17 protein-coding genes are annotated in these 25,824 nt (G+C 72.3%); 11 read left to right on the top strand and 6 right to left on the bottom strand.

The window, feature by feature from the left end; genetic code table 11:
- Positions 1-135 precede the first annotated feature (135 nt).
- Positions 136-3,414 (top strand): glycosyltransferase family 2 protein, encoded by a 3,279-nt coding sequence (locus OHS58_RS29980; protein WP_328644760.1) that lies wholly within the window; start codon positions 136-138, stop codon positions 3,412-3,414.
- A 506-nt stretch (positions 3,415-3,920) separates the two neighbouring features.
- On the opposite strand, the gene OHS58_RS29975 is transcribed toward OHS58_RS29980, so the two are convergent.
- Positions 3,921-4,385 carry a metallopeptidase family protein gene (locus OHS58_RS29975; RefSeq protein ID WP_247057535.1) on the bottom strand — a complete coding sequence of 155 codons (465 nt, stop codon included), beginning with the start codon at positions 4,383-4,385 and terminating at the stop codon, positions 3,921-3,923.
- 79 nt (positions 4,386-4,464) lie between these two features.
- Here OHS58_RS29975 and OHS58_RS29970 point away from each other — a divergent pair, with 79 nt between their 5' ends.
- The 5 genes from OHS58_RS29970 to manA all read left to right on the top strand — a co-directional run bounded on the left by OHS58_RS29970 (position 4,465) and on the right by manA (position 8,933).
- Positions 4,465-4,821: a DUF3499 domain-containing protein gene (locus tag OHS58_RS29970; protein ID WP_247057533.1), complete on the top strand. Its 357-nt coding sequence runs from the start codon at positions 4,465-4,467 to the stop codon at positions 4,819-4,821.
- 80 nt (positions 4,822-4,901) lie between these two features.
- Positions 4,902-6,257, top strand: coding sequence for a phosphomannomutase/phosphoglucomutase (locus OHS58_RS29965; protein WP_326957945.1), 1,356 nt, complete (start codon positions 4,902-4,904; stop codon positions 6,255-6,257).
- Between the two features lie 89 nt (positions 6,258-6,346).
- Entirely contained in the window at positions 6,347-6,571 is a 225-nt protein-coding gene (locus OHS58_RS29960; RefSeq protein WP_247057529.1) for a Trm112 family protein, read from the top strand.
- On the top strand, positions 6,555-7,649 hold the full coding sequence (locus OHS58_RS29955) for a hypothetical protein (RefSeq protein WP_247057526.1): 1,095 nt from the start codon (positions 6,555-6,557) through the stop codon (positions 7,647-7,649). The genes OHS58_RS29960 and OHS58_RS29955 overlap by 17 nt, the downstream gene beginning before the upstream one ends.
- Positions 7,650-7,703: 54 nt before the next feature.
- On the top strand, positions 7,704-8,933 hold the full coding sequence (gene manA / locus OHS58_RS29950; RefSeq protein WP_328649879.1) for a mannose-6-phosphate isomerase, class I: 1,230 nt from the start codon (positions 7,704-7,706) through the stop codon (positions 8,931-8,933).
- An 858-nt stretch (positions 8,934-9,791) separates the two neighbouring features.
- Here the strand turns inward: manA and OHS58_RS29945 are convergent.
- Positions 9,792-12,743, bottom strand: a complete 2,952-nt coding sequence (locus OHS58_RS29945) for an AfsR/SARP family transcriptional regulator (RefSeq protein ID WP_328644759.1) — start codon at positions 12,741-12,743, stop codon at positions 9,792-9,794.
- 236 nt (positions 12,744-12,979) lie between these two features.
- Between OHS58_RS29945 and OHS58_RS29940 the strand changes: the two genes are divergently transcribed.
- From OHS58_RS29940 to OHS58_RS29930, 3 genes are all read left to right on the top strand, one after another.
- Complete coding sequence (locus OHS58_RS29940) at positions 12,980-13,897, top strand: cation diffusion facilitator family transporter (protein ID WP_326957950.1); 918 nt, start codon at positions 12,980-12,982, stop codon at positions 13,895-13,897.
- Between the two features lie 81 nt (positions 13,898-13,978).
- The gene (locus OHS58_RS29935) at positions 13,979-15,514 is read left to right on the top strand and encodes an amino acid permease (protein ID WP_328644758.1); all 1,536 of its coding nucleotides are present in this window, start codon (positions 13,979-13,981) and stop codon (positions 15,512-15,514) included.
- A 269-nt stretch (positions 15,515-15,783) separates the two neighbouring features.
- Positions 15,784-16,458, top strand: coding sequence for an LPXTG cell wall anchor domain-containing protein (locus OHS58_RS29930; RefSeq protein ID WP_328644757.1), 675 nt, complete (start codon positions 15,784-15,786; stop codon positions 16,456-16,458).
- 66 nt (positions 16,459-16,524) lie between these two features.
- Here the strand turns inward: OHS58_RS29930 and OHS58_RS29925 are convergent, their stop codons facing one another.
- Complete coding sequence (locus tag OHS58_RS29925; protein WP_328649878.1) at positions 16,525-18,783, bottom strand: hypothetical protein; 2,259 nt, start codon at positions 18,781-18,783, stop codon at positions 16,525-16,527.
- A 105-nt stretch (positions 18,784-18,888) separates the two neighbouring features.
- On the opposite strand from OHS58_RS29925, the gene ahcY reads away from it, so the two are divergent.
- A complete protein-coding gene (ahcY, locus tag OHS58_RS29920; protein ID WP_247057517.1) occupies positions 18,889-20,361 on the top strand; it encodes an adenosylhomocysteinase in 1,473 nt (490 codons plus the stop codon).
- A 512-nt stretch (positions 20,362-20,873) separates the two neighbouring features.
- Complete coding sequence (locus OHS58_RS29915) at positions 20,874-21,014, top strand: hypothetical protein (RefSeq protein ID WP_326944296.1); 141 nt, start codon at positions 20,874-20,876, stop codon at positions 21,012-21,014.
- A 65-nt stretch (positions 21,015-21,079) separates the two neighbouring features.
- Here the strand turns inward: OHS58_RS29915 and OHS58_RS29910 are convergent, their stop codons facing one another.
- The 3 genes from OHS58_RS29910 to OHS58_RS29900 form a co-directional block, all read right to left on the bottom strand.
- Positions 21,080-22,666: an ABC transporter substrate-binding protein gene (locus tag OHS58_RS29910; RefSeq protein ID WP_328644756.1), complete on the bottom strand. Its 1,587-nt coding sequence runs from the start codon at positions 22,664-22,666 to the stop codon at positions 21,080-21,082.
- A 28-nt stretch (positions 22,667-22,694) separates the two neighbouring features.
- Positions 22,695-24,554: a hypothetical protein gene (locus tag OHS58_RS29905; RefSeq protein WP_328644755.1), complete on the bottom strand. Its 1,860-nt coding sequence runs from the start codon at positions 24,552-24,554 to the stop codon at positions 22,695-22,697.
- A gap of 169 nt (positions 24,555-24,723) precedes the next feature.
- Positions 24,724-25,722: a hypothetical protein gene (locus OHS58_RS29900; RefSeq protein WP_326951655.1), complete on the bottom strand. Its 999-nt coding sequence runs from the start codon at positions 25,720-25,722 to the stop codon at positions 24,724-24,726.
- Between the last annotated feature and the right edge of the window lie 102 nt (positions 25,723-25,824).

The following is a 25,824-nucleotide window of genomic DNA, read 5'->3' as shown; positions in this document are numbered from 1 at the left end:
CTTGGCTTGTGTGATGCGCCCACGCAGTTCCACTGCGTGGGCGCTCTGCATTGCGCACGGCGTGGGTTCACCATCGGGTGACGGACCGGGGCCGTAGGGTGGCCGCACCGACCGCCGCCTGATCAGGAGCGTTTGTTGCCCCGCACCGTCGCGCCGCCCGCCCTGCGCACCGCGCCCGTTCTGGCCATTGTGGTCTGTCACAACGGCGAAAACTGGCTGCCGCTGGCGCTTTCCTCGTTGCGCCGCAGCACCGTCGGTCCCCGGCACGTGCTCGCCGTGGACACCGGATCCACCGACGCGACCCCGCGTCTCCTGGCCGCCGCGGCCGACCCGGGCAGTGATCCCGACGCACCTCCGGTGCTCTCCGGCATCGTCACGCTTTCGAGTGAAACCGGCTTCGCCGCCGCGGTGGCGGCAGCCGTCGACCACGCCACCGAGCGCTGGGGCGACCCGGGCGCGTGGCTCTGGCTGCTGCACGACGACTGCGCGCCCGAACCCGACTGCCTCGACGAACTCCTCAAAGTCGCGACGGCGCAACCGTCCGCGACCGTGCTCGGCGCGCTCGGGCTCGACTGGACGGACCCGCGGCTGATCGTCGAAGCCGGCCTGTCGACCGACGCGTCCGGGCACCGGCAGCAGGTCGCCGCGACCGGCGACGACCCGGCCGAGGTGCTCGCCGTGCCCAGCGCGGGCTCGCTCGTGCGCCGTGACGCGTGGGACTCCCTCGGCGGGTTCGACCAGGATTTCCCGTTGCTGCGCGAAGATCTCGACTTCGGCTGGCGCGCGAACGCGGCCGGCGGGCTGGTGCTGTCGGTGCCGGCCGCGCGGGTGCGGCACGCGCGCGCCGTCACCACCGGCCAGCGGCCCGCCGACGCCGTCCCCGCGTCGCTCGCCGCCGCGAACCGCGCCCACGGGCTGCGGGTGTTCCTGGTGAACTGCTCGCCGTTTTCCTTCTGGCTGGGGATGATCCGGCTCCCGCTGCTCTCGGTGCTGCGCGCGCTGGCCTTCGTCCTGCTGCGCCGCACCGGCGAGGCGCGGGCGGAGTTCGCGGCCGCCGCGTACCTCCTCAGTGGACGCGGCGGATTGCGCGCCGCCCGGGCGCGCCGACGGCGGAATCCGCGGCCTGGCACGGTTCGCGGCCTCTTCACCGGCCGCGGGACGCGGCTGCGCAACGCCGTCCGCGCCGGCGTCGTCGGCCTCGTGCGCCGCGGTGTGGAGAACGACGTCGCGCTCGGGACGGTTCCCGAAACCGTCGAAACCGAGTCCGCGTGGGTGACGCCGGAAGCGCTAGACGCGCGCGAGAACCGTCCGGTCGGGCCGGACGCGCTGCCCGCCGGCGCGTTGCGCGGCGTCAGCTCCCGCGGGTCCGGGCTGCGGCGGCCGGGCACGCTCGTCGCCGTCACGCTGCCGGAAACCGTGGCGCCGGAACCGGAAACCGCGGAAACCACCGAGGAGTCCACTCCGGCACCCGAGCCGGAGATCGTCTTCGTCGAGGTGAACCGCCGCCGGGTGCTGGGCGCGACGATCTTCGCGCCGCCGGTGGTGCTGCTGGTCGTGATGACGGCGCTGGGGTTGTTCGTCAACCGCGCCCGGCTCGGGCTCGACCTGTTCGGGGGCAAGCTCCTCCCGGTCGGCGGCCTGGGGGAGCTGTGGACGTCGTACCTCACGCCGTGGCACGCGATCGCGGGCGGCACGGGCGCGCCCGCGTCGGCGACCGTGCCGGTGCTGGGCACGCTCGGCGCGGTGTTCGCGCCGATCGGCGGCCCGGCCGCGCTGGTCGCGATCCTCTTGCTCGGGGACATCCCGCTGGCGTCGCTGAGCGCGTACGTGGCGACGCGGCGGCTTCGCGTGCGCCGGTGGGTCCGCGCGGTCGTCGCCGCGACGTACGCGCTGCTGCCGGCCGCGACGGCGGCGGTGGCGCAGGGCCGGCTCGACGTCGTCGTGGTGCACCTGGTGCTGCCGCTCGTCGCGGCGGGCATCGCCGGGCTGCTGGTCCGCGCGGACCAGCGGTGGCTGCACGTGTCGGCGCTTTCGGCGTTCGGCGTCGCGCTGCTCGGCGCGTTCTCGCCGCTGGCGCACGGGCTCGCGCTCGCCGGGCTGCTGATCGGGTTCGTGGTGCTGCCCGCGCCGACCGGGCTGGCGCGGCGGATCGCGTCGGTCGGGATCGTCGTCCTGCTGCCGCTGGCGCTGCTGCTGCCGTGGCCGACGGTGTTGCTGAAGCACCCGGAACTGCTCGTGCAGGGACTGGGCGGCGCGGCTTCGGTGGTGTCCGGCACGGATCTCGCCGGGCTCGACCCTGGCGGGCCGGGCGCGTGGCCGATCGGCGTCGCGGTGATCGCGGCGGCGCTGGTGGCGATCGTCGTGCGGCCGACGAAGCTCGCCGCGGGCGGGCTCGCGCTGGGGGTGCTGGGCGTGGGCGGCCTGGTGCTGGTCCGGCTCGTCACGGCGACCCCGATGCAGGGCGGCGCCGCGGCGCACGGCTACGCGGGGGTGCCGCTGCTGATCGTCGGCGCGGGGCTGCTGTGGGTCGTGCTCGGTTCGTGGCAGCGCGGCGGTGCGGCCGGCGTGCCGTCGACGTGGCTGCCGAAGGTGTCGGCGATCGCCGGGGTCGTGGTGTTCCTAGCGCTGGCTGCCGGCGCGCTGGCGGTCGGAGGCCAAGGACCCCTGCGCGCCGGTGAGCGTCCTGCGCTCGCACCGGAGGTGACGGCGGAACTGGGCGCGTCGGGCAGGTCGGTGCTGGACCTGGCGCCGGACGCGACCCGCCAGATCGCCGGCCGCCTGCCCCACTACGGCGACGACGAGCTGGCCCCGACCCCCGCCACCCCGGCCCGGCTCGCGACGTGGCGCCGCGACCTGGGCCAAGGCGACGCGGCTGCGGTGCAGCGCACTTTCGCCGCGGCGGCGGCGGCGGGCGTGGAGTACGTGGTGCTCCCGCCGGGCGTGGATCCGCAGGCGTACCCACCGCTGGCGAAGGACATGGTCTCGATAGCGGCCCCGACCTCCGACGGCCGTGGTGTGCTGCGCCTGTTGTCACCGGCGGGCCAGGTGATCCTGATCTCCCCGGAGCAGGCGAAGGCGGCGGTCACGGGCGGCGGCGCCCCCGGGAACGCCCCGGGTGTGGCCCCGGTCCAGGCGGGCCTCCCGGACGTCCGGGTCCGGGTGTCGGAGGGCCCGACCGGCCGGTTGCTGGTGCTGGCGGCGGAGCAGGAAGCGGGCTGGAAGGCCTCGGTGGGCGGCAAGAGCGTCCCGATCGTCCCGGCGTGGGGGCACCAGGTAGCGGTGTCGGTCCCGCCGACGACGTCGGAGGTGACGGTGGAGTACCCGGGCACGGAACGGAACCTGCTGCTGCTGGCCCAGCTGGCGGCGGTGCTGTTCACCCTGCTGACGGCGGTCCCGGCGAGGCGCCGCAGCTGAGCTCGCGGCCCCGGTCGGAGTGGCTTTCCTCGGGCGCGAACGGCCCGTTGGCGCTGTTTCGGGCGCGAGTGGCCCGTTCGCGCTGCTTCAGGCATGAGTGGCCCGTTCGCGCTGCTTCAGGCATGAGTGGCCCGTTGGCGCTGCTTCGGGCACGGGCGGCCCGTTCGCGCTGCTTTAGGCATGAGTGGCCCGTGGAATGTGGGTGCAGGTGCGAGTGGGCCGTTCGTGCTGTTCCGGGCATGAGCGGACCGTTGGCGCCGTTTCGGGCACGAGCGGGCCGTTGGGAACAGGTGTGCTTGCGGGCACGAACGGCCCTTTCGCGTCGAGATGGGTGCGACTGGCCCGTTCGCGCGATGCGGTGATGTGGACGCGAACGGCCCGTTCGCGTCGAGAAGGCCGCGAGTGGGCCGTTCGTGCGGCGCGGTGAGGTGAGCGCGACTGGCCCATTCGTACCCGAACAAGCGCGACTGGCCCGTTCGCGCGGCCGAACCACAAGCAGGCCCGGCCTACTCGCCTTCGATGACGTCCGGTTCCACGCCGAGGTACCCCGCCACCTGCTCCACCAGCACGTCGTGCACCAGCTCGGCCAGCTCCGACGGGTCCTTCGCGCGTGCCTCCAGCGGCCGCCGGTACAGCACGATCCGCGCCCGCGTCGGCATCCCCGTGCGGTCCACCCCCGCCGGGACCAGCCTCGACAGCGGTACCGCGCCGTCGTGCAGGATTCCGTCCGCGGGGGCGTGGCCGTTCTCGCGGACCTCGGGCACGTCGTCGACCGCCACGTCCAGCTTCGTCAGCTCGTGGCGCCAGCGCGCTTCGATCGGTTCCAGCGCGTCGAGCACCAGCGCGTCGAACCGCTCCGCGCGGCTCGCGGCGGCGGGCAGGGTCGCGGGATAGAGCGTCCCGCGCAGGCCCCGGCCGTGCCGGTCCCGTCGCAGGCGCCGCCGTTGTCGGTAGTCACGAGCCGTCGCCACCCCGGAAGTCTATGCGGTCGGCGCGTCTCAGCGCGTGTCGCTCCTACGTCCTTGCGGCGACGCGCTATCGTTTCCGATCGTGCGGAGCGTACGGAAGTGTTCGCGTACCGGCTGTCTCGAGCCGGCTGTGGCCACGCTGACGTATGCCTACAGCGACTCCACCGCCGTCGTCGGCCCGCTGGCCACCGCCTCCGAGCCTCACTCGTACGACCTCTGCGAAGCCCACGCGCTGCGGCTGACCGTCCCCAAGGGCTGGGAAGTCGTCCGGCACGAAGGCGCTTTCGCCGCTCCGGACCCGTCGGCCGACGAGCTGACCGCGCTGGCCGAGGCCGTGCGCGAGGCCGGCCGGTCCGACAAGCCCGCGCCACCGGTCACCGAGCCCGAGGGCCCCTCCGGGCGCCGCGGCCACCTCCGGGTCCTGCCCGGCCGCGCCTGAGCGCGTAACCCACCTCCGGCGCCGGTAGGCTTTCCGCGCGGCGCAGCGGGCGCCGGGACGACTATTCGCGGGGAGACGGCGTGCCAGACCTTTCGGGCATCGTGAAGGCCTACGACATTCGCGGCGTGGTCGGCGAGCAGCTCGACGCGGACCTCGTCCGCGACTTCGGTGCCGCGTTCGCACTGCTCATCAAGCCCGAGGCCCCCGCGGTGGTGATCGGCTACGACATGCGCGACTCGTCGCCGGGGCTGTCCGCGGCCTTCGCCGAGGGTGTCACCTCGCAGGGCCTCGACGTCGTCAGCATCGGCCTGGCGAGCACCGACCAGCTGTACTTCGCGTCGGGTTCGCTGAACCTGCCGGGCGCGATGTTCACCGCCAGCCACAACCCGGCCAAGTACAACGGCATCAAGATGTGCCGCGCCGGCGCGTCGCCGGTCGGCCAGGACACCGGGCTCGCCGAGATCCGGGACACCGTCGAGCAGGGCGTGCCCGGCTTCGAGGGCCAGCGCGGCACCGTGTCGGAGCGGGACGTCCTCGCCGGCTACGCCGCCTACCTGCGCAACCTCGTCGACCTGTCCGGCAACCGGCCGCTGAAGATCGTGGTCGACGCCGGCAACGGCATGGGCGGGCACACCGTCCCGACCGTTTTCGACGGCCTGCCGATCGACGTCGTGCCGATGTACTTCGAGCTCGACGGCAGCTTCCCGAACCACGAGGCCAACCCGCTGGACCCGGCGAACATCGTCGACCTGCAGGCGAAGGTGCGCGAGGTCGGCGCGGACGCGGGCGTGGCCTTCGACGGCGACGCCGACCGCTGCTTCATCGTCGACGAGCGCGGCGAGCCGGTTTCGCCGAGCGCGATCACGGCGCTGGTCGCCGTGCGCGAGCTGGCGAAGGACCCGGGCGGCACGATCATCCACAACCTGATCACGTCCAAGGGCGTGCCGGAGATCGTCGCCGAGCACGGCGGCAAGCCGGTCCGCACCCGGGTCGGGCACTCGTTCATCAAGGCCGAGATGGCCCGCACCGGCGCGATCTTCGGCGGCGAGCACTCGGCGCACTACTACTTCCGCGACTTCTGGCGCGCCGACACCGGCATGCTGGCGGCGCTGCACGTGCTCGCCGCGCTCGGCGAGCAGGACGGCCCGCTGTCCGACCTGACCAGCGCGTACTCGCGCTACGCGGCGTCGGGCGAGATCAACTCCACGGTCGACGACCAGGTCGCCAGGATGATGGCCGTGAAGGACGCGTTCGGCGTCAAGTCCGGCGTCGAGATCGACGAGCTGGACGGCCTCACCGTGCAGCTGCCGGGTGGCGCGTGGTTCAACCTCCGCCCGTCGAACACCGAGCCGCTGCTCCGGCTGAACGTCGAGGCCGCCAACGCCGAGGCGGTGCAGGCCCTGGTGGAAGACGTCCTCGCGATCATCCGCAGCTGATCCCGTCCCGGGGGTGAAGAGCCGTCAGGACCGAACTGTGTCCGAAACTGTGCTCTTCACCCCACCTCATCGCGTGGTATGGAGGAACCATGGCCCTCACGCTCGACGTCCAGCTCCTCGAGATCCTGGCGTGCCCGTCGCCCGATCACGCCCCGCTGCGTCCCGGGACGCCGGGCGACCCGGAGGCCGACGCCCTGACCTGTACCGAGTGCGGCCGGGTGTACCCGGTCCGTGACGGGATCCCGGTGCTGCTGCTCGACGAAGCGACCGGTGGCCCCGCTGAAAGCGAAGCGTCCGATGCCGACGGTGCTTGACGACTCGCTGCTAGACGACCCCGCGCGCCTGGCCGAAGCCGACAGCGCGGGGTTGCTCCGCGCCGCCGCGATGGCGGGCGCCCAGGTGCGGGCGACCACCGAGCTCGCGGCCGAGCTGGACCTGGCCGAGCGGCTCGACGTGGGCCGCCCGCGCGCTGTCGTGCTGATCGACCGGCCGGGCGTCAGCCGCACACTCACGCGGCTGCTGGCGGCGCTGCTGGCACCCTCGTGCCCGGTGCCGGTGGTCGTCGCCGAGGTGGTGCCGAGCTGGATCGGCGCGCTCGACGTCGTCTTCGCGCATACCGACGACCCCGGTGACCGCGAACTCGCCGCCTCGCTGGAGCGGGCCGCGCGCTTCGGCGCGTCGGTGGTGCTCTCCGCGCCGGCGGAAGGCCCGGTGGCCGCCGCCGTCGCGGGCAAGGGCGTGCTGCTGGCGCCGCGGATCCCGGTGCCGCCGGAGCTGGCGTTCCCGCGCGGCCTGGCCGCGGGGCTGCTCACGGCCAACGCGCTGGGCCTGCTGGTCGCCGACGTCCAGGTGCTGGCCGACCAGCTCGACCTGGAAGCCGAGAAGGACTACCTGGCCCGCGACTCGTTCGCGAACCCGGCCAAGGCGCTCGCGCTGCGGGTCGCCGATCGCGTGCCGCTCCTGTGGGGGCTGGACCCGGTCGCCGTCGCCGTCGGCGAACACGCTGCGCACGCGTTCGCGGCCCACGCTGCTACCGTCTGTGACGTCGAGGATTTCCGTCAGGCACTGGCGCGCCCCGCATTGCGGCGGGCGGCGCAATCGAGTGGCGCGGAGCGTGACATCTTCGCCGATCCGGACGATCCATCAGGTGACATCCCTACCCGGGTGCTGCTCCTCTCGGTGCGAACCGGTCCGGCCACGGACGCGGCGCGCTTCCAAGCCGAGGATCTGCTGCCGGGTGCGGACGTCATCGCCCCGGCCGAGGAGTTCGAGGCGGACGAAATCGTGCGGGCCGCGGTGCTGGCGCTGCGGTTCGAACTGGCGGCGGTCTATCTCGGGCTGGCGGCGGGCAGCATCGGCGGCGCGGGCCGCTTCGAGCCCGTGACGGCGTGAGACCCGCCGAGCACCGGCCCCGGCCGATGCCGAAGGAGTGGAGTTGAGGTGACAGTGGAGCTGCTGCGCAACGCGGTGCGGCCCTACGCCTGGGGATCGCGGACGGCGATCCCCGAGCTGCTGGGCCGCCCGATCCCCGCGCCGCACCCCGAGGCCGAGCTGTGGATGGGTGCCCACCCGGGTGACCCGTCGCACGTCATCGGTCCCGACGGGACCGAGCGGAACCTGCTGGAGCTGGTCGAAGCCGACCCGCTGAACCAGCTCGGCGAGCGCTGCGCGACGCGGTGGGGCGGGCGGCTGCCGTTCCTGCTGAAGATCCTCGCCGCGGAGGAGCCGCTGTCGATGCAGGCGCACCCGTCGGCGGCGCAGGCCGCGGAGGGGCATGCCCGCGAGGAGAGGCTGGGCATCCCGCGGGACGCGCCGAACCGCAACTACCCGGACCCGACGGCGAAGCCGGAGCTGGTCTGCGCGCTGACGGAGTTCCACGCGCTGGCCGGGTTCCGCGAGCCGGGGCGCACGGTCAAGCTGCTGAAGGCGATCGAGACGCCGGGGCTGGCGAAGTACACCGGCCTGCTCGAGGCGCAGCCGGACCCGTCGGGCCTGCGGGCACTGTTCACGACGTGGATCACGCTGCCGCAGTCGTCGCTCGACGCGCTGCTGCCGGAGGTGCTCGACGCGTGCGTCCGGCACCTCAGGGAGCACGGCGAGTTCGCGGCCGAGTGCCGGACGATCCTGGAGCTGGGCGAGACGCACCCGCGTGACGCGGGCGTGCTGGCGGCGTTGCTGCTCAACCGCCTGACGCTGCGCGCCGGCGAGGCGATCTACCTGCCGGCCGGCAACCTGCACCTGTACCTGCACGGCACGGCCGTGGAGATCCTGGCGAACTCGGACAACATCCTCCGCTGCGGTTTGACGCCGAAGCACGTGGACGTCCCGGAGCTGCTGCGAGTGGTCGACTTCGCCTGCGGCGAGATGCCGGTCCAGTGCGGCGACGGCGGCGAACGCCTGGCGGTCTACCGCACGGACGCGCCGGAGTTCGAGCTTTCGCGCGTCGAATGGTCTCCGGGCCAGGACGACGAGCTGACGGTGGACAGCATCGGCCCGCAGATCCTGCTGTGCACGGCGGGCGACCTACTGGTGACGGCGGACGACGGCGAGAAGGTGGAGCTGCGCCGAGGCCAGTCGGTCTGGCTGCCGGCTGCGGACCCACCGGTGCGGATCCGCCCGCTGGACGGGACGGGCGCCCAGCTGTTCCGCGCGACGGCGGGAAACTGCGAGGACTGATTTTCGCCGGAAAGCCACCAGGATCCCGTGGTCCTGGTGGCTTTTTCGTGCGCGGGGTGGGTCGTGAGTTCTGTGTGCGTTCCGTGTGGCGGGGTTCGCCAGTATCGGTTGTAGGGGTGGTCCTGGAGCCTCGTGCTGTCGATTTCCGGGGAGGGAGCGGGAGGTCTCGGACGCTGCTGGGGGTGACGCCGGTCGGTTGCCCGGCGTCGGTGAGCGGAGTCTCGGTTCTGGCGGGGGCGTGGTCGCGCGGGGAGGCGTGGCTGCGGTCGGGAGGCTGGCAGGGGTGCGGGTCGCATGGGGAGGTGCGGCTGTGCAGTTGGAGACCGGCAGGGGGCGGGTCGCGCGGGGAGGCACGGCTGCGGCTCGGCGGGTCGGGTGGTGCTGCAAGGGAGTGCAGGTCGCGCGGGGAGGTGCGGCCGCGGGTTGCAGGGTCGAGTGGTGTCGCGAGGGTCCAAGTCGCACGGGGAGGTGCGGCTGCGGTTGACCGGCTCGGATGGTGCCGCTCGGTGTCGCCGAGGGGCCCTTGCCCTGGTGTCGTGCGGTGGGCGTGGTCACGCGGGGAGACGTGGCTGCGGTTGCCCGGTGGGGGTGGTGTCGCGAGGGGGCGGCACCACCCCGCTTCGTCCCCTCCGCAGCGGGGGTGAAAGCTCTGCAGGCCCGTGAAGTCCAGCGGGCGCAAAGCCCCGCCGCCTGTGAAAGCTCCGCAGCACGTGAAAGTCCCTACGGGTGCGAAGTCTCCGCAGGGCGTGAAGATCCCGCGGGTGCGAAGGCTCCGCTGGGCGTAAAGATCCGCTGGTGCGAAAGTCCCGCGGAGCCGAAAGCTCTACGGCTGCGGCTTGCAGGTCCGGCGCCGACTCGTCAGACCGGCTCGGTGAGCGCCAGCAAAGCCCGCCGGAGGGTTGCCGCGCTGGCGTCGCGTGGTTCGGTCAGTGCCGCCGCCTCCGTGGCTGCCTCCGCTGCCGCTGGCTTGTCGCCCATCGCCTCGTAGGCTCGGTGCAAGACCAGCCACGTGAGGCTTGTCGCGGGGCGGCCGCCCATCTCGCGGAACTCGTCCAGGCACGCTTGCAGCACCGGGATCGCCTGGGCCGCAAGGCCTTCGCCGATCCAGCTTGCCGCGATTGCTCGGGTGCACGACAGCTCGCGTGGCCGTTCGTCCAGCTCCCGGGCCAGGTCGCGGGCCGCTTCGAAGGCCTCTACCGACCGCCGCCGCTCGCCTCGGGACGCTTCGATCGCTCCCAGCGTGCGCAGGGACTTCGCGAGCGACGATCGGGCCGGTGTTGTCCGCAGCAGCGTCACCGATTCCGTGATTGCCGATGCGGCTTCACTGGGCCGTCCGCTGAGGAGGAGCGACCACGCGACGCCGTGCAGGGCGATTCCCAGCTCTCGTGGCTCGGCGGATTTTCGAGCCAGTGCAACAGTTTCCTCGTCGACGGCCAAGGCGTCGACGACCCGGCCCAGTCGGTGCAAGGCAGCCGACTCCGCGGCTCGGACCCAGCTCAGGTCGGCCGCGTCACCGTCCACAGTGAACAGTTCGCGTGCGTGTGCGGCGGTGTGCAGGGCCTCTTCCGCACGGCCCAGCCCGATCAGGCAGTGCGCCAGGTTGGCCGACACCCAGGCGTGGGTGCGGCGATCGCCGTGCTCCTCCAGCTTCTTCGCGCATTCGCGGTACCCCGCCGCGGCCTCCTCGTACTGGCCGCGGGCGTGGCGCAGCAGCGTCAGGTTGGCCTCGGCGATCGCCGCCAGCGGGCGGTCTTCGCCCGCGGCCGCCAGTACCGTTTCGTACCCCGCGCGCATGTCGGCGTAGTGCCCTTGCAGGTACAAGTACCCGCTGAGCCGGTCGAGCAGGAGCAGCGCGTCGTGCCGGCGGTCCAGCCCGCACAGCGTGCCGACTAGCAGCAGGAGGTTCGCGCGTTCGGCGGCGAACCAGCGTTCCGGCCGGGCCAGCAGCCGCTCCACCAGCTCGGGTGGCAACGGCTGCGGGGGTGCTTCCCGGGCCAGCGCCGGCATCGGCACGGTGCGTGGCAGCCGCGCCGCCGCCGTGTCGGCCAGCGCGAGCGTGGCCGACAGCACCGTGCGCAGGCCGCCGCCGTCGGGGGCGTCGAGCTCCGTCGCGTAGAGGCGGACGAGGTCGTGCAAGCGGTAACGGCCTTCGCCGGTCTCGTCCGGGCCGCCGGACTCCAGCAGGCTGGCCTCGACGAGCTCTTCGACGGCTTCGTCGGCCCCCGGGTCGTCGATCAGCGCGGTGACCGCCCAGGCGGGCAGGTCGAGGTTGGTGCAGCGGCCGATCAGCCGGAACGCGCGCCGCGTGAGCGGGCGGAGGCCGTCGTAGCTGAGCGCGATGCTGCCGCGGACGCCCAGGTCGCTGACCGTCAGCTCGTCGAGCCGGCGGACCTCGTCCTCGAGCCGGTCGGCCAGCTCGGCGAGCCGCAGGTGCGGGCGGATGGCCAGCCTGCTGCCCGCGATCCGCAGCGCCAGCGGCAGGTGGTCGCAGGCCGCGATGATGCGCGCGGCGTCGGCGGGTTCCCGCGCCACGCGGCCGCCCGCGAGCCGGGTCAGCAGGCTCGCCGCGTCGGCGTCCGGCAGCGGCCCGAGCGGCAGCCGGTGCGCGCCGGCCAGGCCGCTGAGCCGGCGCCGGCTCGTCACCAGGACGGCGCAGCCCGGCGTGCCCGGCAGCAGCGTCCGGACGTGCTCGGGGTCGGTGGCGTCGTCGAGCACCACCAGCACCCGGCGGTCGGTGAGCCGGCCGCGGAACACCGCCGCGCGGGCGCGGACGTCGTCCGGGATGGCCGGGCCGGTGACGCCGAGCGCGCGCAGCAGGTCGGCCAGGACGTCACCGAGGTCACGCGGGCCGGACGGGACGTACAGCTGGCCGTCCGGGAACCGCGCCCGCAGCCGGTGGGCGGCGCGCACGGCCAGGGTGCTCTTGCCCGCGCCCGGCTCGCCGCTGAGCACCGCGACGGGAACGCCGTCACCGCTGCCCAGTACTCCGGTGAGTTCCGCGAGTTCGGCGTCCCGGCCGGTGAAGTCCGCGACGTCCGGCGGCAGCTGGCACACCGGCCAGACCGGGGCGGGCAGCCGCGGCACCGGATCCTCGCCGCGCAGCACGGCCGCGTGCACCCGGCGGGCTTCGGCGCCCGGTTCGACGCCCAGCTCCTCGATCAGCGTGGTCCGCAGCCGCCGGTAGATCTCGAGCGAATCGCCCTGCCGGCCGGCGCGGTGCAGCGCGGTCATCAGCTGCGCGGCCAGGCGTTCGCGCAGCGGGTGCTCGGTGATCATCGCCTGCAGCTCGCCGGTCAGCTCCCCGTGCCGCCCGGCGGTCAGCTCGGCGTCGACGCAGTCCTCGAAGACGGCGAGCCGCTCGGACTCCAGCCGCGCGACGTCGGCCTCGAGCCGCGGCACGGGCAGCCCGGCCAGCACCGGCCCCCGCCACTGCGCGAGCGCCCGCCGGTAGTGCTCCGACGCGGCGACGGCGTCCCCGGCCCGCTTCCCCTCGGCGGCGGCCGCCCGGAACGCCAGCAGGTCCAGCTCGTGCGGCTCGGCTTGCAACCGGTAACCGAGCGGCCCGTGCTCGACGCGCAGGCCGTCGATCCGCTCGCGCAGCCGCGAGAGGTAGGTGTGCAGGTTCGAGGTGTACGACTTCGGCGGCCGTTCGGGCCACAGCGCTTCGACCAGCACGTCGACGTGGACGTGCTGGTTGGCGTTCAGCAGCAGCACGGCCAGCAGTGTGCGCTGCCGGGCTCCGCGCAGCACCGGCCACTGGCCCGGCGGGCTTTCGATCGCGAGCGCACCGAGCACGGCGAAGTACGCCATGTCACCTTCCTGGACGGGCGAGCAGGGAGGGCCACGGTAGCGGAGGGCACCGACAGAATCGGGCGCGATGCGGCCCGGGACAGGGAGCCGTCCAGGCTCCGGCCCCGACGGCGTCCGCCGGGCCGCGCACCCCGGCCGCCGCCATCGGCTGAGTGAAATCGCGGCCGGTGGGGACCCTCCGGCGGCTCGCCTATTACGCTCCACCCGGACATTCAGGACCTACCCGGGGAGCGGTCGTGTCAGCTGGAGGCGGAACCAAGGCGATCATCGCCGCGCTGGGAGCCAATGCCGGGATCGCGGCCGCGAAGTTCGTCGGCTTCCTCGTCACCGGGTCGTCGTCGATGCTGGCCGAGTCGGTGCACTCGCTGGCCGACACCACGAACCAGGGCCTGCTGCTGCTCGGCCAGAAGACGTCGAAGCGCGCGGCCGACAAGGAGCACCCCTTCGGCTACGGCCGCGACCGGTACTTCTACTCCTTCATCGTCGCGCTGCTGCTCTTCACCCTCGGCTCCGCCTTCGCGATCTACGAGGGCATCCACAAGATCGGCGAGCCGGAGCCGCTGTCGTCGCCGATCGTCGCCGTGATCATCCTGCTCGTCGCGGTGGGACTCGAGGGCTACAGCTTCTACACCGCCGTCGGCGAGTCGAAGAAGATCAAGGGTGACGTCAGCTGGTGGGGCTTCATCCGCCAGGCCAAGGAGCCGGAGCTGCCGGTCGTCCTGCTGGAGGACGCGGGCGCGCTGCTCGGTCTCGTCCTCGCGCTGCTCGGCGTCGGGCTGTCGGTGGTCACCGGCAACCCGGTCTGGGACGGCGTCGGCACCCTCGCCATCGGCCTGCTGCTCGGCGTCATCGCGATCATCCTCATCGTCGAGATGAAGAGCCTGCTCATCGGCGAAGGCGCCAACCCCGGGGTCCTCGCGACGATCGTCGACGAGCTGGCCGCGGGCAAGGTCGAGCGCGTCATCCACATCCGCACCCAGTACCTCGGCCCGGACGAGCTCCTCGTCGCGGCGAAGCTCGCGCTGGTGCCCGGCCTCGACACCGCCGAGGTGGCCACGGCCATCGACGACGCCGAGGCGCGCGTGCGTTCGAAGGTGCCGGTCGCGAAGCTCATCTACCTCGAGCCGGACCTGGACCGCAGCCTCGCGAGGTAGCGCTTTCAGCGAGCCGACCACGGCGTGACCCGTTAGGGTGACCTACTGCGAAACACCCAGGCCAGCCGCAGGAGGTCAACCGTGCCCGGAACGGGATTGTGGCGCACCAAATCCATCGAGCAGTCCATTTCGGACACCGACGAACCGGACACCAAGCTCCGGCGCAACCTGAGCGCCTGGGACCTCACCGTGTTCGGTGTCGCGGTCGTCATCGGCGCGGGCATCTTCACGCTCACGGCGCGCGCGGCCGGTGACTACGCCGGCCCGTCGGTCTCGCTCGCGTTCGTGTTCGCCGCGATCGCGTGCGCGCTGGCGGCGCTCTGCTACGCCGAGTTCGCCTCGACCGTGCCGGTCGCGGGCAGCGCGTACACGTTCTCCTACGCCACGTTCGGCGAGTTCATGGCGTGGATCATCGGCTGGGACCTGATCCTGGAGCTCGCCGTCGGCGCCGCCGCGGTGTCCAAGGGCTGGTCGGTGTACCTCGAAACCGTGCTGAGCTACCTGTTCGGCAAGGGTGCCAAGACGACGTTCGACATCGGCAGCGTCACGGTCGACTGGGGCGCGCTGGTCGTCGTGGCGATCCTGACGACGCTGCTGGCCGTCGGCACCAAGCTGTCCTCGCGGGTGTCGATGGTGATCACCGGCATCAAGGTCGCTGTGGTGCTGTTCGTGATCATCCTCGGCATCTTCTACATCAAGGGCGCCAACTACACGCCGTACATCCCGCCGGGCTCGACCGGCGGCGCGGGCGAGACCGGCGTCGACCAGTCGCTCTTCTCGCTGATCGCGGGCGGCGCGAGCAGCTCCTACGGCGTCTTCGGCCTGCTGGCCGGCGCCTCGCTGGTGTTCTTCGCGTTCATCGGGTTCGACATCGTGGCGACCACCGCCGAGGAGACGAAGAACCCGCAGAAGTCCGTGCCGCGCGGCATCTTCGGCTCGCTGATCATCGTCACCGTGCTCTACGTCGCGGTCTCGCTCGTGGTCGTGGGCATGACGTCCTACAAGGACCTGGCCACCTCGGCCGGCGACGGCAGCCACAAGACGCTCGCCACGGCGTTCTCCGCCAACGGCGTCGACTGGGCGGCCAACCTCATCTCCTTCGGCGCGCTGGCCGGCCTGACCACCGTCGTCATGGTGCTGATGCTCGGCCAGGTCCGGATCATCTACGCCATGTCCCGCGACGGCCTGATGCCGCGCAGCCTGGCGAAGACCGGCGGGCACGGGACGCCGAAGCGCGCGACGATCATCGTCGGCGGCCTGGTCGCCCTCGCGGCGACGTTCTTCCCGGCGGACAAGCTGGAGGAGATGGTCAACGTCGGCACGCTCTTCGCGTTCGTGCTGGTGTCGGCGGGCGTCCTGATCCTGCGCCGGACGCGCCCTGACCTGCCCCGGGCGTTCAAGGTGCCGCTGGTGCCGCTCATCCCGATCCTGGCCATCCTGGCCTGCCTCTGGCTGATGCTGAACCTGACCGTGCTGACCTGGCTGCGGTTCATCGTGTGGATGGTGATCGGCGTGGTCATCTACTTCGCCTACAGCCGCCGGCACTCGTTGCTCGGCAAGCGTCAGGCCGACGGTGTCGAAGGCGTCGAATCGTCGGCCAAGCCCTCCGGGAGCTGATTCACCCACTCTTTCGTGGTGCGCCCCGCCGACCTGCTTTCCGCAGGTCGGCGGGGTTTTTTTCGGACCGGTGCAGAACGGACGTCACGAGACGATCTTGCTTTTGGTGCCCAAAAGGGGACCCCGTGTAGCGAGGCGAGTGACGTGCGATACCTTTCGATCCTTCGTGTGCCACTGACGGGTGAGTTACAACAGTGTGATTTCACGCTCAGTGGTGCCGCGATCACAATTTTTCCAAGGTGTCCCCCCGCCTGGCACAGGAGTTCTGAATGCGTAGTCGTACCCTCCGCGGCTCGGCCGCGATCATCGCGCTCACCGCCGCCGCCCTCATCGGCACCGCCGGCTCCGCGCTGGCCTGCCACAGTGACGACAACCGCCCGCACCCGACGCCCGGCAAGGCCACGCCGTGCGCCGAGGGCACCGACCTCGGCCAGGGCGACGTCGTCGCCAAGATCACGAACAACCGCCTGGCCATCACCAAGGTCAACGAAGGCGTCACGGTCAAGCGCATCGTCGTCATCGGTGGCGACGACGGCTTCAACGACTACACCCCGGGCGCCCGCGGCCTGGACAAGAACGCCCCGTGGACCGACCTGCGCGCGCCGTTCAGCCGCAACGGCCACCAGGCCGGCATCGACAAGTGGTACCTCTGCGGCTCGAAGACGGCGACCAAGCCGACCGAGACCACGACGGCGCCGACCAAGCCGGCCCCGACGACCGAGGCCACGAAGCCGAGCGCCCCGGCGACCTCGGACACCTCGGTCTCGCCGACCAGCTCGACCGCCCCGGCGGTCGTGCCCGCGGGCAACGAGTCCGGCACCGGCGGCGGCCTGGCCAACACCGGTTTCGACAACATGTGGCTCGTGTGGATCGCCGCGCTGCTGATCCTCGGCGGTGGCGGCCTGCTCGCGCTGCTGAAGTTCCGCCGCAAGGCTTCCGAGTGAAGCTGAGCTAGCCCGAAAGTTCCGTGAAGGCCCCCTTACCGGCTCAAGATGCCGGTAAGGGGGCCTTCACGGCTTTCCGGGGAAGTCCGGGAAGAGCAGCCCCTGTACGCCGCCGTTCGGTTTGCCGAGCCCGGCCGCCATCGCGACGGCGTGGTCCCACTCCGCGTCGACGACGTAGTCCTGGTGCCTGAGCACTCCCGGTGCCCAGCGGTGCCGCCCGGTCGGGCCGCGCAGCGGGTCCGGCAGCCAGTGGTCGCCGCCCAGGATCAGGACGCCGTTCTCGTCGGCCTTCGCCTTCAACGGGCCGCAGCCGCCTTCGGCCAGGAAGCCGACGCCGTACAGCTTCCGGTCGGAGACCTCGTGCCGCCACGTCGTCACGCCGCCGCCGAAGATGTCCGTGCCGCGGCACAGCGCCCGCCACCGGCCGTCGAGGCTTTCGAAGAGCTGCTCCAGCGACTCCTGCGGCAGCAGCGCGGGGAACGCCCGCTGGTAGCCCCACTGCAGGGGTGACCCGGCGGTCAGCACGCCGACGCGCTCGCGGTCGGTCTCCGGCAGCTCGGCCGCGAGCCGCGCGGCGGCCATGACCGTGAGCAGGCTGCCGAGGTTGTAGCCGGACAGCACCACCCGCGTTCCCGGCTCCTTGAGGTGCTCGCGCACGCGCGCGGCCAGTTCGGGGACGACCTTCAGCGCGTAACACGGCGGCACGGTCGGGTGCGCGGCCCGCGGCCAGAAGCAGACGAGGTCGGCGAGCGCGCCGAGGTGCCGGCTGCGCTGCGGGGTGCGCGCGGCCGTGTAGACGACGCGCAGCAGCCCCGCCGCCAGCGCGCCGAGCGCGACGACGCCGATCGCCGACAGCGGCCCGAACCAGCCGGGGACCAGGCCGAACCCGAACCGCAGCACCAGCAGCGCCGCGCCGCCCGCCGACATCGCGGACGCCACGGTGAGGGCCAGGTGGTGCAGGTGCCGCCGTTCCCACGCCGACCGCGCCCACGCCGCCGCGGCCTGGGCCTCCTGCTGGGCGTCGTGCTCCATCAGCCCGACGATCGCCGGGATGCCCCGCCGCAGCCGGCGCACCGGGACGGCGACCGCGAAGCCCAGCAGGGACAGCACCGCCGCGAGCGCCAGCCCGGCGCCCCACAGGACCGTGACCAGCAGGTACGTGTCGGGCACCTGCAGGAGGCCGGCCCCGGAGAGGCGTCGGACGGCTTCGGCGAGCCCGGCGCCGAACCCGCCGCCGAGCAGCCCGGCGAGCGCGAGCACCGGCGCGGCCGCCCAGCCGCCCGCCCACGGCCGCAGCCGGCGCGGCTTGTGCTTCCAGGTGGGCCGGGCCAGCAGCGCGGCCGGGGCCAGGAACAGCGCGAACAGCACGGTGACCGCGACCAGCGACGCGCCGAGGCCCTCGACGACGCCGTTGGTCCCCGGCAGCCGGCCCGGGCCGGGGCGCAGCCGCACCGCCGCGACGACGACCAGCAGCACGGCGAACGCGATCAGGCCGCGGCGGGCGATCCGGCCGGTGTCCGTGCCGATCGCCGCGGCGACGACGGCGGCGAGCACCAGCGCCAGCGTGGCGATCCAGACGACCAGGTCGAAGACGGCCCCCGGCACCCGGAACGGGCCGCCGAGCAGCAGCAGCGCGACCGACGCGAGCGCGGCGACGGTGTGCAGCCCGCGCAGCGCCGGCGTCCCGGAGCCGGTGCGCATCCGCAGCGGGCCTTCGACGCGGTCGCTCTCGGCGTGCACCGCCCAGCTCGCCGACGAGATCCGGTGCAGCACGAAGATCACCACGAGCAGCGGGAGGACGCCGACCACGATCCGCGCGGGCAGCGTGCGGAGGTTGTCCGGGATCGCGGGCAGGCAGCCCGAGCCGGGGGCCAGGCACTGCGCGGCGAACAGGTCGAGCGCGATCGCCGCGAGCTGGCCCATCAGCAGCATGGTGAGCAGCAGGGCCGCGACGCGCAGCAGGCCGCGGCACACCGCGCCGAGCACGCGGGGGAGGCGGCGCCCGGGCGGGACCGCCGGCAGCATCCAGAACGCGACGTTGGCCAGCGAGAACGGGAACAGCAGGGCCCAGGTCGCCTTCGCGGCGCCCCCCGACGTCATGCCGTGCCAGAGGTAGCCCTCGAGGGTCCGCGGGATCGACCGGCCCAGGGCCGGCAGCACCGGTCCCGGCGCCGGCCGCCGCAGCCGGTCCGCCGGGCGGATCACACGGCCCAGCCCGTCGCCGGCGACGTCGACGGTCGCGACCGCGTCGAGCAGGGTCTCGCCGCTGGTGCCCACGAGGCCGGCGACGCGGATTTCGACGACGCGGGTGTCCGGGCCGGGCATGGGCACGGTGAAGGCCTCCTGAGCTGCTGCGAATCGCTTTCTAGGGAAGGTCGAGCGGACAACGGTAGTGTTCGGTAGTCATCGAGTCTTGGAGGAATCGCCACTATGACCCCCGAAAGCGTTGCCAAGCGGCACGAGACCCGCAACGGCATCGAGTTCGCCGTCGCCGACCTCGATGCCGCCGAATTCGGCCGCAAGGAGATCCGCCTCGCCGAGCACGAGATGCCCGGACTGATGGCGCTGCGGCGCGAGTACGCGGAGGTCTACCCCCTGCGCGGGGCGCGGGTCTCCGGTTCCCTGCACATGACCGTCCAGACCGCCGTGCTCATCGAGACGCTGGTGTCGCTGGGTGCCGAGGTGCGCTGGGCGTCCTGCAACATCTTCTCGACGCAGGACCACGCGGCCGCCGCCGTCGTCCTCGGCCCGAACGGCACGGCCGAGGAGCCCAAGGGCGTCCCGGTCTTCGCCTGGAAGGGCGAGTCGCTCGAGGAGTACTGGTGGTGCACCGAGCGGATGCTCACCTGGGACGGCGAGGGTCCCAACATGATCCTCGACGACGGTGGCGACGCCACCATGCTCGTCCACAAGGGCACCGAGTTCGAGAAGTCGGGTGTCGTGCCGGCCCCGGACGAGAACACCTCGGACGAGTTCCGCGTGTTCCTCGAGCTGCTGAAGGCGTCGGTCGCTTCGGACACCGGCAAGTGGACGAAGATCGGCGAGGGCATCCGCGGCGTCACCGAGGAGACCACCACCGGCGTGCTGCGGCTGTACCAGCTGGCCGCGGCCGGTGAGCTGCTGTTCCCGGCGATCAACGTCAACGACGCCGTGACGAAGTCGAAGTTCGACAACCGCTACGGCATCCGCCACTCGCTGATCGACGGCATCAACCGCGGCACCGATGTGCTGATCGGCGGCAAGGTCGCGGTCGTCTGCGGTTACGGCGACGTCGGCAAGGGCGCGGCGGAGTCGCTGCGCGGCCAGGGTGCCCGCGTCATCGTCACCGAGATCGACCCGATCTGCGCGCTGCAGGCGGCGATGGACGGCTACCAGGTCCAGACGCTGAAGAACGCGCTGCCCAACGCCGACATCGTGATCACGACGACCGGCAACAAGGACGTCGTGCTGGTCGAGGACATGGCGAAGATGAAGCACCAGGCGATCCTGGGCAACATCGGCCACTTCGACAACGAGCTCGACATGGCGGGCCTGCAGCGCTACCCGGGCATCCGGCGGATCACCATCAAGCCGCAGGTCGACGAGTGGATCTTCCCGAACGGCAACACGATCATCGTGCTGTCCGAGGGCCGCCTGCTCAACCTGGGCAACGCGACCGGCCACCCGTCGTTCGTGATGTCGAACAGCTTCTCCAACCAGGTGATCGCGCAGGTCGAGCTGTTCACCAAGCACGAGGAGTACGACAAGGAGGTCTTCCGCCTCCCCAAGAAGCTCGACGAGAAGGTCGCGAAGATCCACCTCGACGCGCTCGGCGGCGAGCTGACCAAGCTCACCAAGGAGCAGGCCGAGTACATCGACGTCGACGTCGAAGGCCCGTTCAAGGCGGACCACTACCGCTACTGAGCCTTTCGGCAGGTCAGGCCGCCCCGGACGTGTCCGGGGCGGCCTTTCTGTTGCGCGGCTTGAAGCCGAGGGACGCAGCATGAACGACCTGGTCACCGAGGGCCTGCGGGGTGTGGTGGCGCAGGGGGAAGCCCGCTGGAACGACGCGATCGCCTCGTCGCCGAAGGCAAGCTGCTCGTCTTCGAACCGGAGGGCGAGGCGCCGGGGCACGACAAGCTGGAAGAACTCTCGCGCGGCTGGGGCACGGCCGTCGGCGAGGCGCTCGACTGGATGCGAGGTGACCGCTTTCTACGCCGGCACGAGTGCCGACGTCGGGGCCTACCTCACCGACGAGGCCGATCACGTCGAGCTGCGGAAGCTGCTGATCGACGGTGGGCACCTCGCGCTCACCAGCGAGCTGACCCGGCCGGAGTTCGCGAGCGCGGTCACCGCGGCCCAGCGGACCGGGCGCATCCCGGACGCCGAGGAGTTCCTGCACCAGTTCGACCAGGATTCGCGAACGGTGCTACCCGGTGCGCACCCTCGACGCGATCCACCTGGCTGTGGCGATGCACGGCACGGCGGAGCTGACCGGCGGCGCGCCGGTGACCTTCGTGACCCGGGACGACCGCCAAGCGGAGGCGGCCAAGGCCAACGGGTTCGAGGTGCTGTGAGCGGCGGACCCGCGTAGCTCGTGTCCCGCCGGCGGGAAACCGGCGGCACGTCCCCGGAGGCCCGGTCAGCAGGTCGCCGGGTCTCCCGGGCCCGCCGGCACGCTTGTCGTGCGGGCCGGGCGGGATCCGGTCGCCGGTGGCAGGGGGCAGACCCGGACCACGGGCGGGCCGGCGTCGGCCCGGTTGCCGCTGTTGTCGAACGTGATCATGCCGCCCGCGCCGCGGACCGCTTGGCCCGCCGCGGAGAAGCCGCTGATCGCCGTGTTCACCTGGCTGCGCTGGACCGGTTTCGCGGCCGGCAGGGTGCGCAGGGCTTCGGACACCGTGACCGTCGAGTCGTAGGCGTTGACCGCCCAGCCGTCGTCGATGTCCGCCAGGTCGAACCCGGCGCCGGTGAACGACTCCTCCAGATCGGCGAACCCGGGGTTGTCCGGGCGCTTCTTGTCGGCGCCCGAGACGAGCGTCGTGAGCAGGCGCACCTTGCCGGTGGCGAAGCTCGCCGACCGCAGGGCGCGGACCCGCAGGTCCTCCAGCATCGGGTTGTCCTCGACCGCGCGGAGCCGCTGGCCGTCCGAGGTGCTCACCACGGCCACCGACGTCGCCGCGCACTGCCCGCTGCCGAACGCCTCGTCGAGGCTGAACAAGAGCCGGGCCAGGTCGCTGCCGCGGGCGATGTACACGACGGTGACGTCCTTGGCCGTGCCGCAGATCCGCCTCGCCGTCTGCAGCACCGTGCTGGACTCGTCGGCGTCGAACTTCACCTCCGTGACGTCGCCGCCGAACCGGCGCTGCACCATCGGCAGCGCGGTGCAGGTGTACGGGTCGGAACCGCCGGTGGGCACCATGACGAAGTCCGGCCGCGCGGTCACGACGGAGGCGAGCCGGTCGATCTGCACCCGGTTGCGGTACGCGACGCGGTAGAAGTAGTCCCGCCCGATCCCGTGCTGGTAGGTGATGTCCGGGTCGCACGAGTCGAACTGCGGCTGGTCCTCGCGCGAGCCTGTCTGGTCGAAGCCCTCCGCGGTGATCACGTCGGACACCATCGGGATCTTCGCGCCGGCGAACAGGTCCGCGGTCCGGGCCGCCTGCTCCTGGCTCAGGCCCATCCCGACGACCGCGACGACGTCCGGCCGGTCGGCGAGTGCCTGCGCGACGTCGAGTCCTTCGCTGTCCGGGCCGTACGCGCCGATGTTCGCGACCACCAGCCGCATCGGGTGCACGCAGCCGGTGCCGTTGGCGTGGCGCTGACCCGCCGCCATGCCTTCGAGCTCGTGCACCGCGCGGCCGCCCGTGTAGCGGTCGGTCATGGTCACCAGCACGCCGACGGTCACCGGCGTGCCGTCCGGGTCACAGCTGTCGGCGGCCGCGTCGTTCTGGTGGTCGATCGTCTGCAGCACCGGGGCGAACCGGTCGAGGCCGAAGGCGTACGAGCCGTCGGACAACCCGACGCACTCGCCGGCGGCGGACCAGGCGGCGGTACCGGGCCAGCCGTCGTTGCAGGTGGCCAGCCGGCCGAGGTCCTGCCGGAAGACGACGACGCCGGTGGCGGTGACGGCCAGCAGGACCACGAGCCCGAGCCGGAGCCAGTCGATCCACAGTTTCGGGAAGCGGTCGGCACGGGGCACGACCACCCAGCGGTAACGCGAGGGCAAGGTGGGGTCCTTCCGGGAGGTGGGGCGGTCAGCGCCGGGGCCACATGAGGAACGGCGGCCGCTCGTCGCCGTACCCGGCCAGGTGGGTGAGGCTGTGCGAGGCGAGGGTCTGCAGGGTCTTGCGATTCCACGCGGAGGTGAGGCACGGGTCGTGGAGTGCGGGGAACACGCCGAGCAGCACGACGATGTGGTCCACCGGAGTCGCGGGCTGCTTCGGACCGCAGACGGCCGCGAAGTCCCGTTCCCGGGGGTCCGGGGTGGCGGTGACCTCGTCGAGCAGGGTCAGCCAGTCCGCGGCCCGCAGCTCCCGCAGGAGGCCGGCCAGCTCCTTGGCCACGACCTCCTTGCCGCTCAGCAGCCTTTCGTGGTGCAGCCGGCCGGCCGGGTCGTCGGGCCCGGCGCGGTCCCGCAGCTTCCGGAACACCGCCGTCCAGCCGGTCGCCGGGTCGTCGCGGGCGGCGAGGAGCCGCAGGCCGACGTACCGGGCCAGTGGGTGCAGGCGGCCGCCGTCCGCTCCCGGCGGCGACCACAACGTCGGTGACGTGAACACGGGGGAGCCGATGCCGATCGGGTGCGGCAGCAGCGGGAGCAGCCCGTCGGCTTCGCGCCGATCACGGGCACCCGACAGGGTCACGAGCGCCTCGAACTGGGGCTCGTCGACGTCCTTGCGCGCGCTCAGGCCGCGGGCGAACGGTTCCAGCAGCCGGTGTTCGATCGGGACGTCGCCCGGTCCGCGGCGGCGCAGCAGGCCGTCGAGGTCGTCGGCCAGTTCGGGCGCGGCGACGAGCGCGCGCAGGACGATGCCCGTCCCCTCCGGGTGGCCGTGGGTGAGGTGGTGGGTGATCAAGCCGTACCGGCGTCCGCCACCCCAGTCGAAGCTCTGGGCCAGCAGGCAGACCTCCTCCTGGCCGAGGTCGGCGGCCGGCACCCGCACCCACGGCCGGGACGGGCCTGCCCCACCCGCCCAGCCGGTGTCCGCGGTGAGCACGTCGGCCAGCGCGCCGGCGGAGGCGACGGCCACGTTCACCGGGTCCGGCAGGGCGGCGCGCGTGGCGGCCAGCCCGGCCCGGACGCGGAGCAGCGAGCCGATGAAGGCCGACGGGCCGGGCAGGTCGGCGTCGTCGATGAGCACGAGCACGTTCGGTGCGGTGCCACGGGCCGACTCCCAGCTGTGCCGCAGGTCCGCGAGCAGGGCCGCGACCAGCAGGTCGGTCACTCCTTCGCGCAGGTCGGCACGGTCACTGCGGGCCCGGTTGCTGAGGTCGATCAGGATCTGGGCGGCGTTGTAGCGGAAGCCCTTGTCCTGGTGGCCGAACCAGGCCACGAGGCCGTCCCAGTAGATCTGCCGTTGCCAGGCCCGCTTGCGCAGGGCCGCCAGGACGCCCGCGGCCACCTGCTTCGCGATCGCGGAGGTGACCGCGGCGACGGGTGGGGCGGCCTGGTTCGCGGCCAGTTCTCCACCGGCGGCCACCAGGCCGACGACGAACTTGGTCACCGCGGCGGGCTCGCTGTAGGCGGCCAGCACCACCTTCAGCCGGCTCAGCGCCGCGGCCGCGGTCAGCCCGGAGAAGTCTTCGCTGAGGACGATCTGCGCGATCACCGTGCGCGGGAACTTGACGTCGTAACCGCGGATTCCCGGGGTGAGACCGAGCATTACGGCGGTGAGGACGCCGCGCACAGCGGAATCCGCGGGTTCGCCGTTGTCGTGCGGTTGAACCAGTGCTGTCGGCGTCTTTTCCTGGTATTCCTCCAGCGTTTTCCGCAACGCCGTGGAACGGCCGGAGCCACCGGTTCCTTCGAGGACCAGAACCGGCGACGGTGGTCCTCCGGCGTCGGTGACCTGTGCTTCCACCAGTGCGCCGAGTGTGGTGGAGAGGTTTTCTGGCACTTTTCTCCTTGCCGTCCAGTCTCCCCCGACTGGAAGGCAATACTTTAAACGCCGATCCCGGGACCCGTCCCGGAGTAGTTGTGCTCAAACACACTCTTCACCCATTCGAGTGAATCGTGTACTCGCAGGGTAATCAAATTCCGTTCAATTCGGCGGGGCGTTGCGCCAATCAGTTCCACTCCACCGCGACTCCGGCCAACCCCGGACCCGCGTCGTTGAAGAACGCGCTGCTCACGCCGCCCATGTCGCACGCCAGCTCCTCCGCCACCACCGGCAGGGCGTCGTCGCGGGCGCGGACCTGGCGGGTGCAGCGGGCCGGGAGAGCGTTGCGGTCGAACCTCAGCTGGACCAGGTAGCTCGCGCAACGGTCGCGCAGCATCCGGTAGTAGCCCGGCGACGCCGAACCCGAGTCGTCGCGGACCTCGAAGCAGAACACGTGGATGTCGCCCTCGGCGAGCTTGCGGTCGAACAGCAGCTCCGTCGCCATCGTGTCCGCGTCCGGGTTGCGGCGCATCCGGCCGACCCGGCAGCCCTCGTCCGTGATCAGCTCGACGTCGTCGATCCGGCAGCCCGGGTCGCCGTTGTAGACCGTCAGGTAGCGGTCCGGGCCGTGCCGGCGCGCTCGCGTCACCAGGCGGGTCCGGAGGCTGACCTGGCGGTGCTCGGCGTCGAACGTGATCGTGTCGTGGACGGACAGCAGCTCGAGGTCGCCGTTGTAGTGGTTCGACGAGGGGTACGCGCCGAGCTCGGCGAGCAGGTCCTCGACGATCGACCCCATGTCACCGGAACGGAGGTCGTGGAACGACGCCGCCGGCTGGTGGCCGCGGCGGACCAGTCGCGGGCCGATCAAGACCACGAGGGCGTCCGCGGGCAGCTGGAGGACTGATTCCAGGGCCCGGACCGCCGGCAGTGCCTTGGGCACTTCGGGCTGACGCAGCCCGCGTTGCCAGTAACTCAGCGTCGACTGTCCGATTTGGACCCCGCGCAGCGCGAGGTGCGCGCGCAGCCGGGCGAGCGAGAGGCCGCGGTAGGCGATCGCGAGTCTCAAGGCATGGTGGAATTCGCCGGTCCGGAGCGCTTCGGTCAGCTCTTTCGGCAGTTCGGCGACCGATGCCCGGGTCGCCCGGGCGCCATCGATGATCAGTGGAAGGTTCCCGTCTTGTACCACCGCTCGTCCCTTCACCCGACCAGTGTGTGCGCTGGGCGTGAACACCGCGGAACGTTCACGTTAGCAGCGTAGAGTGGGCGTGCCGACCCCCGTTCAGGGTGG

This window comes from Amycolatopsis sp. NBC_00348 (genome assembly GCF_036114655.1).
In the GTDB taxonomy this organism is placed as follows: Bacteria; Actinomycetota; Actinomycetes; order Mycobacteriales; family Pseudonocardiaceae; genus Amycolatopsis.
Note: the sequence above shows the minus strand (reverse complement) of the source record. Positions and strands in the feature narration are given on the sequence as shown.